This is a genomic window from Sphingopyxis sp. NFH-91 (genome assembly GCF_021401285.1).
GTDB lineage: Bacteria > Pseudomonadota > Alphaproteobacteria > Sphingomonadales > Sphingomonadaceae > Sphingopyxis > Sphingopyxis terrae_A.
This window is the reverse complement of the sequence record NZ_JACBGA010000001.1, coordinates 704,908-716,129: the sequence shown is the minus strand read 5'-3', so window position 1 is coordinate 716,129 and position 11,222 is coordinate 704,908. Positions and strand designations below refer to the sequence as shown.

12 protein-coding genes are annotated in these 11,222 nt (G+C 66.3%); 4 read left to right on the top strand and 8 right to left on the bottom strand.

All coding sequences use genetic code 11. The features are described 5' to 3' along the window. Window positions 1-25: 25 nt before the first annotated feature. Complete coding sequence (locus L0963_RS03570; RefSeq protein ID WP_267960456.1) at window positions 26-886, top strand: carbon-nitrogen hydrolase family protein; 861 nt, start codon at window positions 26-28, stop codon at window positions 884-886. A gap of 111 nt (window positions 887-997) precedes the next feature. Here the strand turns inward: L0963_RS03570 and L0963_RS03565 are convergent, their stop codons facing one another. Both L0963_RS03565 and L0963_RS03560 read right to left on the bottom strand, forming a co-directional pair. Beyond that, complete coding sequence (locus L0963_RS03565) at window positions 998-1,333, bottom strand: hypothetical protein (RefSeq protein WP_234178566.1); 336 nt, start codon at window positions 1,331-1,333, stop codon at window positions 998-1,000. Window positions 1,334-1,406: 73 nt separating this feature from the next. Continuing rightward, window positions 1,407-2,198: an NUDIX hydrolase gene (locus L0963_RS03560; protein ID WP_186402650.1), complete on the bottom strand. Its 792-nt coding sequence runs from the start codon at window positions 2,196-2,198 to the stop codon at window positions 1,407-1,409. Window positions 2,199-2,290: 92 nt separating this feature from the next. Here L0963_RS03560 and L0963_RS03555 point away from each other — a divergent pair, with 92 nt between their 5' ends. Beyond that, complete coding sequence (locus L0963_RS03555; RefSeq protein WP_234178564.1) at window positions 2,291-2,953, top strand: DUF4126 domain-containing protein; 663 nt, start codon at window positions 2,291-2,293, stop codon at window positions 2,951-2,953. A gap of 3 nt (window positions 2,954-2,956) precedes the next feature. Here the strand turns inward: L0963_RS03555 and L0963_RS03550 are convergent, their stop codons facing one another. Beyond that, on the bottom strand, window positions 2,957-4,180 hold the full coding sequence (locus L0963_RS03550) for an NAD(P)/FAD-dependent oxidoreductase (RefSeq protein WP_217372614.1): 1,224 nt from the start codon (window positions 4,178-4,180) through the stop codon (window positions 2,957-2,959). Between the two features lie 133 nt (window positions 4,181-4,313). Between L0963_RS03550 and L0963_RS03545 the strand changes: the two genes are divergently transcribed. After that, complete coding sequence (locus L0963_RS03545) at window positions 4,314-6,125, top strand: diguanylate cyclase (RefSeq protein WP_217372615.1); 1,812 nt, start codon at window positions 4,314-4,316, stop codon at window positions 6,123-6,125. Between the two features lie 39 nt (window positions 6,126-6,164). Here L0963_RS03545 and L0963_RS03540 read toward each other — a convergent pair whose 3' ends face one another. From L0963_RS03540 to L0963_RS03520, 5 genes are all read right to left on the bottom strand, one after another. Beyond that, on the bottom strand, window positions 6,165-6,791 hold the full coding sequence (locus L0963_RS03540) for an SCO family protein (protein WP_217372616.1): 627 nt from the start codon (window positions 6,789-6,791) through the stop codon (window positions 6,165-6,167). After that, window positions 6,778-7,263 (bottom strand): copper chaperone PCu(A)C, encoded by a 486-nt coding sequence (locus L0963_RS03535; RefSeq protein ID WP_217372617.1) that lies wholly within the window; start codon window positions 7,261-7,263, stop codon window positions 6,778-6,780. The genes L0963_RS03540 and L0963_RS03535 overlap by 14 nt, the downstream gene beginning before the upstream one ends. After that, entirely contained in the window at window positions 7,260-7,937 is a 678-nt protein-coding gene (locus tag L0963_RS03530) for a DUF2244 domain-containing protein (protein ID WP_217372618.1), read from the bottom strand. The genes L0963_RS03535 and L0963_RS03530 overlap by 4 nt, the downstream gene beginning before the upstream one ends. A gap of 77 nt (window positions 7,938-8,014) precedes the next feature. After that, on the bottom strand, window positions 8,015-8,425 hold the full coding sequence (locus tag L0963_RS03525) for a DUF2946 family protein (protein WP_217372619.1): 411 nt from the start codon (window positions 8,423-8,425) through the stop codon (window positions 8,015-8,017). Between the two features lie 79 nt (window positions 8,426-8,504). After that, a complete protein-coding gene (locus tag L0963_RS03520; RefSeq protein WP_217372620.1) occupies window positions 8,505-9,833 on the bottom strand; it encodes an MFS transporter in 1,329 nt (442 codons plus the stop codon). A gap of 188 nt (window positions 9,834-10,021) precedes the next feature. On the opposite strand from L0963_RS03520, the gene cyoA reads away from it, so the two are divergent. Further along, a complete protein-coding gene (gene cyoA, locus L0963_RS03515; RefSeq protein WP_267960454.1) occupies window positions 10,022-11,206 on the top strand; it encodes a ubiquinol oxidase subunit II in 1,185 nt (394 codons plus the stop codon). Window positions 11,207-11,222: the final 16 nt, after the last annotated feature.

Genomic DNA, 11,222 nt, shown 5'->3' with positions numbered 1-11,222 from the left:
CGAAGGAGGCGCCTAGCCAGAACCGATGCAACGCCCACCGCACGCCCCGGTTGCCGCCATCGTTCAAATGACCAGCGGAATTGATCCCGACGCCAATCTGCGGGTGATCGATCGCGCGCTGGCCGCGGCGGCCGCCGAAGGCGCCGCGATGGCCTTTTTCCCGGAGATGTCGCTGCTGCTCGACCGCGACCGGCAAAGATCGGCTACGCATATGCAGCTCGAGGCCGACAGCCCGTGGCCCGCGGCGCTCGCGGACATGGCGCGGCGCCACCATATCTGGCTCCACAGCGGATCGATGCCCCTGCTCGCCGACGGCAGCGAGCGCCGCGTCAACCGCAGCCATGTAATCGACGACAAGGGCGAGATCCGCGCTCGCTACGACAAGATCCACATGTTCGACGTGACCCTGCCGACGGGCGAGAACTGGACCGAGTCGGCCGCCTATGCGGGCGGTGACGCGATTGTCCTCGTCGATACGCCGCTTGGCCGGCTGGGCCTTTCGATCTGTTATGATCTACGCTTTCCCGAGCTCTATCGCGCCCTTGTGGACGGTGGCGCCGAACTGATCGCGATCCCGGCCGCCTTTACCGTGCCGACCGGCGAAGCGCATTGGCACCCGCTGCTCCGCGCCCGGGCAATCGAAACCGCCTGCCACGTCATTGCGGCGGCGCAAGCGGGAACGCACGCCGACGGGCGCGCGACCTTTGGCCACAGCCTCGCCGTCGATCCCTGGGGGGCGGTGCTGATGGACGTGAGCTTGCAAAAGGATGCCCGCGCCGCGGGCTATGATATCGGCTTCGTGGCAATCGATGCGCAGGCGCGGAAACGGGCTCGCGACGCAATCCCCATCGCCCGATCGCGCTCGGTGCGGAATATAGAGATTTAGGCCGGGGGCTCTAGGCCGGGCGCTGTCACCGCGCAGAAGACAGCCTGCAGAATCACAAAGGGCTCCGAGCAAAGCCCGGAGCCCTTTGGTATCGGTTTGACCCGGAGCCTGTTACGGGCTGGTCGGGCTGTCTTCGTTGTTATCCGAAGCGATGATGATACCGCCGATGATAGCCGCGAGAGCGACAACAGCGATGATCCAGCCGGTGCCTTCCAGCTTGCTTTCACCGTTGAGTTCCGAATTGGCGCGAGCCGAGTCGAACGACTGAGCCGAAGCGGCGATCGGCGCCGCAAGCATCGAGGTCGCCGCGAGGGAGATCGCAGCCTTCTTAAGCAGGTTCATCTTATTCTCCGTCCACTGGATATATCGTCTCGATCCACACCGCGAAATGGCTTCCCCGCCATGGATCTGCCCGATCGGTTTAAGCGTAATTGCCGTCGATTGCAATCACCATTTCCCTATTTCGGCACTAGTTAGGAAATTGCTAAATATTGTAAAAGTTGCGCAGCTGGTCGCGATTCTAACCCCGCCTGACTTGCTCGAACGCTTCGCTCGTCACGGGATAGCCCAGATGACCCGGAATGCACAGATGCGGGGTGCCGTCCCGCTCCTCTATCCACGGCGTTACCAGTTCGACCGGATAATTTTCCGCGTGGCGTGCGAAGCCCGCAAAATCGTCGGCCTGCGCGATTCGTTCGAGGTTGCGGCGCGTGGGAAAGATGACCGACACCTCGCCGCGATCGGCGAGCGTCAGCGTGTCGCGGGCGCTGGACCAGAATATGTGGCTATGCTCGGCCTCCTCGACCGTCAGTTCGTGCCCGTGCGGCGGCGCCGCAACGGCATAGAAGCGTGTGTCGAAGGTTCGCGCTTCCTTGAAATTGGGGCACCAGCGCGCAAAGGGCACCAGCCCGCCGAGCTGGATCGGCGCCCCATGCGCGGCCAATATGTCCGAAAGCAACGTGCCGCCCAGAAGCGCGCGGCGAACATCGGCAAGGTCGGGTTCGGCAAGGTTGGGCAGCCCGACGCCAAGCCCCGTTTCCTCAAGCGTTTCGCGCAACGCAGCGACCCGCGCCGCGCCTTCGGCCGGATCCTCGCCAAAGCCGTAACGCTCGGCGACCAGATGATCGTCGGGATCGACGCGACCGCCGGGAAAGACCACCGCCCCCGCCGCGAACGCCATGTTGCTCGCGCGTTTGACCATCAATATCTCGTCGGGATCGTCGTTGCCGGAGGGCCGCATGATGACGAGCGTGGCGGCCGGGATGGCCCCGTCGGGTAGCTTGGGCGATTGCGGTGGCGCGGGATCGGTCATGAAAATTCGATAACTAGGCTTTGCGCGCTTGTCATCTGCCATTGCCGGCAGCGACGACGGCCCCATTGCCGCGGCATTCAAGAGGGTGCAAGATGCCGCATCTTGGCGCGGCCGGAGGCAAGGCAATGGGATTGGCCGAAATATTGGGGGTCGCGGGCAGCATCAGCCTGTTGTCGGGCTGGCGCCTCTACCTCACGATCCTGGCGACCGGCGTCGCGATGCATTTCGGCTGGCTGCCGCTGCCCGAGCATTTGCAGGCGCTGCAGATATTGGCGAACCCCTGGGTCATGGGCGTCGCCGCAGTCGGTACGCTCGCCGAGTTTCTGGCCGACAAGATCGCGTGGGTCGACAGCATCTGGGACAGCGTCCACAGTATTGTCCGCCCGCTCGGCGGCGCGTTGCTGGCGCTCGCGCTCGTCGACAGCGCCGATCCGGCGTGGCAGGTGATCGCTTTCATCCTCGGCGGCGGTGGCGCGCTCATCAGTCACAGCGCCAAGGCAACGACCCGCGCGGTGGTCAACATCAGCCCCGAACCCTATAGCAATGCCGCGGTATCAACCGGCGAAGACGTCGCGACGACGGGACTTCTCGCGCTGGTAATCGCCTTTCCCGCGGTCGCCATGGTCATTGCCCTATTGCTGCTGATCGCCGCTGTCCTCGTCATCATTGCGCTGCGAAAATTGCTCCGCAGCGTCAGAGGCGGGCTCAAACGCGCGCTCGGCGACCCCGCAGACGCCCCACCGCCCATCGTCTGAGCGTCAGGCGGTGAGCAATTCCTTGAGGGGCGTTTCGCCATCGGCGAGCTGCTCGGGGGTTGCGGTGGTGCCGGCGGTGACGAGCATGCGGCCCTGGACATAGTCTTTGGTGGCATTGACGCAGTCGAGCGCGATGACCTTGCCGGCCTTCAGGTAGACGACCGAGAAGCTGCGGCTGGCGGGATCGCCGCGCAGCACCGCCTGGTCGTGGTCCGTCGAGAGGCCGGCAGTCTGGAGCTTGAGATCATATTGGTTCGACCAGAACCAGGGGATCGCATGATAGGGCGCTTCGGCGCCGCAGATGCCCTTGGCCACGACATTCGCCTGGTCATTGGCATTCTGCACCGATTCGAGGCGGATCACCGCGCCTTCGGCAAAATCGTTCGCATGCGCCGCGCAGTCGCCGATCGCATAGATGTCGGGCAGGCTCGTCCGGCAGAGTGGATCCACCAGCACGCCGTTGCCGCCCTCGGCCCCCGCCGCGAGCAGCGGTTCGACCGCCGGCACGATGCCGATGCCGACGATGACGAGATCGGCGGGGATCACCGCGCCATCCGCCAGCCGCACGCCGGTGACATGCGTGTCGCCCTCGATCGCCGCGACCTGGGCGCCGAGCCGCAGGTCGACGCCATGATCGCGGTGCTCCTTCTCGAAGAAGCGCGACAGATCCTTGCCCGCGACCCGCGCAAGCACGCGGTCCAGGGCCTCCAGCAGCACGACCTTCTTGCCCGCCTTGGTCAGCACCGCCGCCGCCTCCAGCCCGATATAGCCGCCGCCGATCACCACGATCTGCTGCGCGCTTTCCGAAGCCGCCTTCATCGCGTCAGCATCGGCGCGCGTGCGCACCCCCTGCACGCCGGGCAGGTCGCCGCCGGGGATCGGCAGCATCCGCGGATGGCCGCCGGTCGCCCAGACGAGCTTGCCATAGCCGATGGTCTCGCCGCCGTCGGTGGTGACGCGGTGCGCGGCCGGATCGACCGCCACGACGCGCTTGCCGAGCAGCATCGTCACGTCGCGCTCGTCCCAATATTTGGCGGGGCGCAGCTGGATGCGCTCGAACTCTTTCTCGCCTGCGAAATATTCCTTCGACAAGGGCGGCCGCTCATAAGGAAGCTCCGCCTCCTCCCCCACGATCGCTATGCTCCCGGTAAACTTCTGCGTCCGCAGCATGATTGCCGCCTGCGCACCCCCGTGGCCCCCGCCAACTATCAACACGTCGAAGTTCATGGTCCGCCCATCTCCCGGATCGCTGCTTGCGCTGCGCGCCCCGTGACACGCACGGCGAGGCTGCGCAAGCGCGGGCTGCGCCGATCGCCGCATTAACATTTCCCAATCGATGCGATCCTATTAGGGGGGCAGCATGCGTTTGGCGACAATCACCAACTGGGCCTATGCCGCGACGGTCGTGCTGACGATCGCGTCGAGCACGACGATGCTGCTGGCCTCGAACGCGACCGACCGCGAACGGGCGGCGGTCGAGCAGCGATACCGGCTCGATCAGGCGACCGCGACGCTGGAGGAGGATGTTTTCCTGCTCAGCGACCGGGCGCGACAATATGTGAACACCGGCGATCCGACCTATCTGGTCGGCTATCGTTCCGAAGAGGCGGCGCTCAAATCGGTCGAGGAGCGCATTTCGCATATCGGCGATGCCGGGGCATCGACCGGCGAGATCGAAGCGTTGGCCGATGCGGTGCGGCTCGCCGATCTGCTCCATGACGAACAGCGTGCGGCAGTCGCCTCGCACGAGGGCGGCGACGAAGCGAAAGCGCGGCAATTGCTGTTCGGTGCCGAATATGAACGCCAGCTCGACCGCGCCGAACTCGAACTCAAACGCTTCCGCGACCGGCTCGACGCGCGGGTCCAGTCGCAGGTCAATTCCGCGACCGAGGTGGCGCGGCTGTGGAAGGGCATTTCGGAGATCACGCTGGCGCTGACCGCATTACTGGTGCTGTGCGTGCTGTATTTCGTCTTCAAGCAGCGCGTGCTGCACCCGGTCGTCAAGCTGAGCGACGTCGTCAACCGGTTGGCGGCGCAGGACTTCGCCGCCGAGCCTCCCGCCTTCGACCAGGTCGACGAGATCGGTGACATGGCGCAGGCGATCCGCATTTTCCGCGAAAACGGGTTGGAACGGCAAAGACTGGAAAGCGAACGCGACGCCGATCGCGCGATGCGTGACCTGCTGTCGCGGATGACACAGCGGCTGCAGGGCTGCGACACGATGGACGATCTGAAAGACGTCGTGCAACGCTTTGTCCCCGAAATAACGCCGGGGCTTGCCGGGCGCCTTTATCTGCTCGACCGCCAGCGCAACATGGTGGTCGAGGCGTGCGGGTGGCAGAACCCCGGCCATTCGCGCGCAGAATTTTCGGCGCTCGCCTGCTGGGCGCTGCGCCGCGGACTGCCGCACCGGCCCGCGGGCGACAATGTCGATGTGCCGTGCGACCATGTCGACCGCAGCGATGCCGCGGCGCCCATCGACACGCTGTGCCTGCCGCTCACCGCGCAGCGCGAGACGCTGGGCCTCCTTTATTTCGAAGCGCCGGCGGGCAACCCCGGCGCGCTGTCCGGCCCCGAAATCTATCTCGATATGCTGGCGGAGAATATCGGGCTGGCGATCGCCAATCTGCAATTGCGCGAAACGCTGCGCGAAATGGCACTCGCCGACCCGCTGACCGGCCTATCGAACCGCCGCCAGCTCGACCAGCTGCTCGGTATCCAGATCGCGCAAGCCGAACGGCTGGGGCAGGATCTGGGCTGCCTGATGATCGACGTCGATCATTTCAAGCGTTTCAACGACGTCCACGGACACGACGCGGGCGACATGGTGCTGCGCGAAGTCGGCAAGGTGCTGGCGGGCGTGACGCGCGATGCGGGCCTCGCCTTTCGCTATGGCGGCGAGGAGTTCATGCTGCTGCTCCCCGGCCTGTCGGTCGAGGGCGCGACCGAGCGCGCCGAGGAAATCCGTACCCGCGTCGCCGCACTGGCGCTGGGATCGGAGGCTGGGAATATGGGGCCGGTAACGGTGTCGATCGGCGTTGCGATCACCCCGCTGCACTGCCCGCCCGACCGGCTGGTCCGCACCGCCGACTCCGCCCTGCTGCGCGCGAAGGCGATGGGCCGCGACCGGGTCGAGGTGGCGCAACAGCGCGATTCCTTCGCCGCGGTCTGACGGGCCGCGCCGCGAGGGCGCGGCCCGCCAAACCCAGGATCAGGCAATGATGCGCTTCAGCTTTTCGAGCGCCGTGTTGTCATTCTCGTGATAGTCGATGGTGGTGACGAAGTGGCCGTCCTTGTCCATCAGATAGATGGCGGCGGTGTGATCGACCGTATAGTCGCCGCCCTCAATCGGCACCTTGCGGACATAGACGCCATATTCCTTCTGAATTTGGGCAAGCTGGGCATCGGTTCCGGTCGCCCCGATGATCGGCGTCTTGAACAGCGCGACATAGCTGCCGATGTCGGCGGGCCGGTCGTGCTGCGGATCGACCGAGACGAAGACGATGTCGAACTTCATCCCGTCGGGACCGAGTTGTTCGCGAAGCTGCGCCATGCGCGCGAGGCTGGTCGGGCAGACGTCAGGGCAGCGGGTGAAACCGAAGAAGATCGCGAAGGGCCGGCCCTTCAGCGTCCGGTCGGTGAGCGTCGAGCCATCGGCCGCGGTGAGCGTGAAAGGGCCGCCGATCGCGGCGCCGGCGGAGGCGGCCGGCGCGCTCCTGCTGCCGTCTCCGCCACCAACCGCCAATATGACGCCGAAGACTGCGGCGACGGCGACGAGCACCCACAGGATGCGACGAACGACGACCATCGGCGGGGTGCCGCCCTCAATGTCCGCCATGACCGCCCTCCATCGGTGCGGTCGATGCGATCGGTTGCACCTTGAAGCGCACGGCGACCTTCCCCTGCCGCGCGAAGACCAGCGTCGCGGGGATCATGTCGCCCTGCTTGAATGGCTTTTTGAGGCCCATGAACATGATGTGATAGCCGCCGGGCTTGAGTTCGAGCGTGCCACCCGCCGGGATGGCGAGGCCGCCGGTGACCCGGCGCATCCGCATCACCCCGTCCTCGACCTTCATCATGTGGATCTGGACGTCGGCGGCGGCGGGCGAAGTCGCCGAGATGAGCCGGTCTTCGGTCTTGCCCTTGTTCGTTATGGTCAGAAAGCCGCCGCCGGCCTTTTGCCCCGGCGCGGTTTCGCGCGACCAGGGGTGGCCGATGGCGAGCGCGCCGGCGGCGACGCCGTGCGCGAGCAGCGGCGGCGCGGCGACCAGCGCCGTTGCCGCCAACATGATGCGGATTGAAGGTTTCATCGAACAATCTCCTTTTGAAAAAATATTGTCTGCGCGGGATGCGCGGCGGCCCAGTTTTGAGCGGCTGCCGATCCGACCTGCATCAGCAGGCACAGACCGACAGCCGCCCAGCAGCGGCGGCGAAACCGGCGCAGTGCGGCAATGCGGCGAGGCGGAGATGGGGCCATGTCCTTCCTCATGTGGTTGCTTGCCGCGAGCGCACGGGCGAGGATCGGGGCAATCTCGCGCCGCTCGTCGAGGTTCAGGCAATGCCCGACCCCGAAGCGCTGCATTCGGTGGTGGAAGACGAGTCGGCAGTCGGTCGGCCCGCGCCGCTCCAACTCGAAGCGAAGCCAATAGGACGGCAGGTCGACGGCCGCCCTGCTGCGCCCGCGCCAGACGAACCGGCCATCCGACAGTTCGAGCCATTCCTCGGGCGGCGGATTGCGCTGGTGCCATTCGAGCGCCAGCACCAGCGCCGCCATCGTCGACAACGCGAACAGCGGCACGAGCCAGCGCCCCTGCAGCGCGGGCAGGATCGCCATCGCCATGAACAGCAGGATCAGAACGGTAAAGGTCTCGCGCCCGTGCTCCGTCAGGCGCGACCGGTTCTCGCGCATGCGCAGGCGGATGCCATCGGGCGCATCGAATGCGGACGCTTCATCGTCCGCATGCAGCCCCTCGGGACGGCGCATTATTTCGTACATGGACAATCTCCGGCAAGACCGCGCGATCAAGGCGCGCGGCTGTCCGACACAGCGGGTTCAGCGTGTCAGGCGTGCGCCGGAGGGCCGCGCAGGGGCGGGCGGAGACGGGAAAGACGGCGCAGCGGCGGCACCGGAAGCGGCGCGAAACCGAGCGCGAACAGAAACGCGATCGCCGCAAGCAAAAACGCCGGATCGGCGGCGGCGACGGCGCCATGCGCGAGCGCGGTAAAGGCACATTCGCCCTTGCCGCCATGCTTGGCGGGCACATCTTCGCTGCCCTTTTCGAAGGGAATCACGATCTGCTGCGCGAGCGGCTGGCCGCCGGGATCGGAGCAGAGGACGACGTCGATCGTCCGCGATGCATCATGGCCGGGCATATAGCCCGCGGGAACCAGCGCTTTCGAAAACAACGCCAGCGCGGCCAGCCACATGGCCAGCCCGCGATGGCGTGCAATCCAGGCGCGTACCCCCGTCATTCGTCGCCTTTACGCTGGCGCGCGACGCTTGTCACCGGCCGCGCGCGCCGCGGCGGCCGGACAAATTGTCTCAGGCCGATCAGCCGATGGTGCGCGCCAGTTCGCGGTTGAGCCACAGGGCGACGAGCGTGCCGACCGCGCCCGACAACAGATAGCCGCCGGCGGCGATCAGGCCGAAGCTGCTCGACAGCCAGAGTGCGACCATCGGCGCGAAGCCCGCGCCGAACAGCCAGGCAAGGTCGGAGGTGAAGGCCGATCCGGTGTAGCGGTGCCGCGGAAGGAATTCGGACGAGAGCGCGCCCGACGACTGGCCGAACGACAGGCCGAGCAGCGCGAAGCCCAGAATCATGAACACCGCCTCGCCCGCTTCGCCCGCGTCGAGGAGTTGCGGCGCGAAGCCGCTGAACGCGGCGATGGCGGCGGCAGTCGCGCCAAGCACGGTGCGGCGGCCGAAGCTGTCGGCGAGCCGGCCCGACGCGATGATCGCGAGCACGCCGACGAACGCCGCCACCGCTTCGATCATCAGGAAGCGCGCCGGTGTTTCCTCGGTAAACAGGAACACCCACGACAGCGGGAAAACCGTAACCATATGGAAGAGCGCAAAGCTGGCGAGCGGCGCGAAGGCGCCGGTCAGGATGACCTTCCATTCCGACCGCACCGTTTCGGTGAGCGGCGCGGGTTCGAGCGACTTGTCCTCGAACAACGCGGCATATTCGGGCGTGACGACGATGCGCAGCCGGGCGAAGAGCGCGACGACGTTGATCGCGAAGGCGACGAAGAAGGGATAGCGCCAGCCCCAGTCGAGGAAATCCTGCGCGGGCAGCGCCGAGATGAGGAACATGAAGAGCAGGCTGGCGACGATCAGGCCGAGCGGCGCGCCGAGCTGCGGGATCATCGCATACCAGCCGCGCTTGCCCGCCGGCGCATTGATCGCGAGCAGCGAGGCAAGCCCGTCCCACGACCCGCCGAGCGCCACGCCCTGGCCCATGCGGAACAGCGCGAGGAGCAGCGCGGCGCCGATACCGATGGATTCATAGCCGGGCAGGAAGGCGATCGCCGCGGTCGATCCGCCGAGCAGGAACAGCGCGGTCGTCAGCTTTGCGCCGCGGCCATAAGCGCGGTCGATCGCGGTGAAGATCACCGTGCCGAGGGGACGCGCGACGAAGGCGAGCGCGAAGATCGCGAAGGACCAGAGCGTCCCCTGCAGCGGATCGAGCTGCGGAAAGATCAGCTTCGGGAACACCAGCACCGATGCGATCGCATAGACAAAGAAGTCGAAAAATTCCGACGTGCGCCCGATGACCACGCCGATGGCGATCTCTCCCGGCGCGATCGGATGGCCGTCATCGTGAAGCGCGCGGGCGTCCCGTTCGGCCTGGGTGGTGGTGGGCGCGGTATCGGCAGACATGGGTAGGCGGTCCTGCATCGGGCGCCGCCGCCGGCATGCGCGGCGGGCATGCACGGAGGGATGGCGCGAGTCGGGTTATAGGGCGCGGCGCCCCTTCATGAAAATGCCCCTGCGTCATTGATCGCGATCAAGGGATTGGACAAAATGTCCTATGTGCGGTGCAGCAAAGCGGGCCTAGGCGCGCCGCCATGCCAGAAAAGCTCTCCCGTCCGTCCACCCGATTCCGGTTGCTGCCGCTGCTCGCGGCGTTTCCGCTGCTCGCCGGTTGCAACATGGTCGTGCTCGATCCTGCAGGCGACGTCGCGCAGCAGCAGGGCAATCTGATCCTGGTTTCGACCATGCTGATGCTGCTCATCATCGTGCCGGTGATGGCGCTGACGATCTTTTTCGCCTGGCGCTATCGCGCCGCGAACAAGGCCGCGACCTACAAGCCCGACTGGGACCATTCGACGCAGCTTGAGCTGGTGATCTGGGCAGCGCCGCTGCTCATCATCATCTGTCTGGGGGCGGTGACGTGGGTCGCGACCCATTTGCTCGATCCCTATCGCCCGCTGGCGCGCACCGCGCCGGGTCAGCCGGTCGCGGCGGCGACGCAGCCGATCGACGTGCAGGTTGTCGCGCTCGACTGGAAATGGCTGTTCATCTACCCCGAACAGGGCATTGCGACGGTAAACGAGCTGGCGCTGCCCGCGCATCATCCAGTGCGGTTCCGCATTTCGGCATCGTCGGTGATGAACAGCTTTTACATCCCCGCGCTTGCCGGCCAGATTTATGCGATGCCGGGCATGGAGACGAAGCTCCACGGCGTCTTCAACCAGACCGGCGACTTCACGGGCTTTTCGGCCAATTATTCGGGCGCCGGCTTTTCGAACATGCGCTTCGCGGTGAAGAGCCTCGACGATGCTGGTTTCGCCGCCTGGGTCGCCGCCACAAAGGCCGAGGGCAAGACGCTCGACCGCAACGCCTATCTCGCGCTCGAAAAGCCCAGCGAAAGGGCGCCCGTTCAGCGCTTCGCGGCGGTCGAACCGCAGCTTTTCGACGCCGTGGTCAACATGTGCGTCGAACCCGGCAAGATGTGCATGCACGACATGATGTCGATCGACGCCGCGGGAGGTGCCGGCATTGCGGGCATCCACAATGTTCGCAGCCTGGCCTATGACAAGTTCGCCGCGCGCGGCTCCGAGCCTGGATATTGGGGCAAGCGCTATGTCGCCGCGCTGTGCAGTTCGCCGCTGATGGCGAAGGCCGAAGCCGCCGACGCCGCGCCGGCGAGCCAGGCGCCGCTGACCGGCGCCGGCCTGCCCAGCCCCGGCAAGCGCGCCGCACCCGCGCAGACCGCGCTCAACGCCGCCTCGCCCCGCCCGCTTTCCTGATTTTTGTCGCCGAGAT

Coding starts and splice junctions, on each gene's coding strand:
- L0963_RS03570 (WP_267960456.1), top strand. CDS start 26: ATGCAACGCCCACCGCACGCCCCGGTTGCCGCCATCGTTCAAATGACC.
- L0963_RS03550 (WP_217372614.1), bottom strand. CDS start 4,180: ATGAACTTCGACGTGTTGATAGTTGGCGGGGGCCACGGGGGTGCGCAG.
- L0963_RS03530 (WP_217372618.1), bottom strand. CDS start 7,937: ATGCGCCGTCCCGAGGGGCTGCATGCGGACGATGAAGCGTCCGCATTC.
- L0963_RS03545 (WP_217372615.1), top strand. CDS start 4,314: ATGCGTTTGGCGACAATCACCAACTGGGCCTATGCCGCGACGGTCGTG.
- L0963_RS03535 (WP_217372617.1), bottom strand. CDS start 7,263: ATGAAACCTTCAATCCGCATCATGTTGGCGGCAACGGCGCTGGTCGCC.
- cyoA (WP_267960454.1), top strand. CDS start 10,022: ATGCCAGAAAAGCTCTCCCGTCCGTCCACCCGATTCCGGTTGCTGCCG.
- L0963_RS03520 (WP_217372620.1), bottom strand. CDS start 9,833: ATGTCTGCCGATACCGCGCCCACCACCACCCAGGCCGAACGGGACGCC.
- L0963_RS03525 (WP_217372619.1), bottom strand. CDS start 8,425: ATGACGGGGGTACGCGCCTGGATTGCACGCCATCGCGGGCTGGCCATG.
- L0963_RS03540 (WP_217372616.1), bottom strand. CDS start 6,791: ATGGCGGACATTGAGGGCGGCACCCCGCCGATGGTCGTCGTTCGTCGC.
- L0963_RS03555 (WP_234178564.1), top strand. CDS start 2,291: ATGCCGCATCTTGGCGCGGCCGGAGGCAAGGCAATGGGATTGGCCGAA.
- L0963_RS03560 (WP_186402650.1), bottom strand. CDS start 2,198: ATGACCGATCCCGCGCCACCGCAATCGCCCAAGCTACCCGACGGGGCC.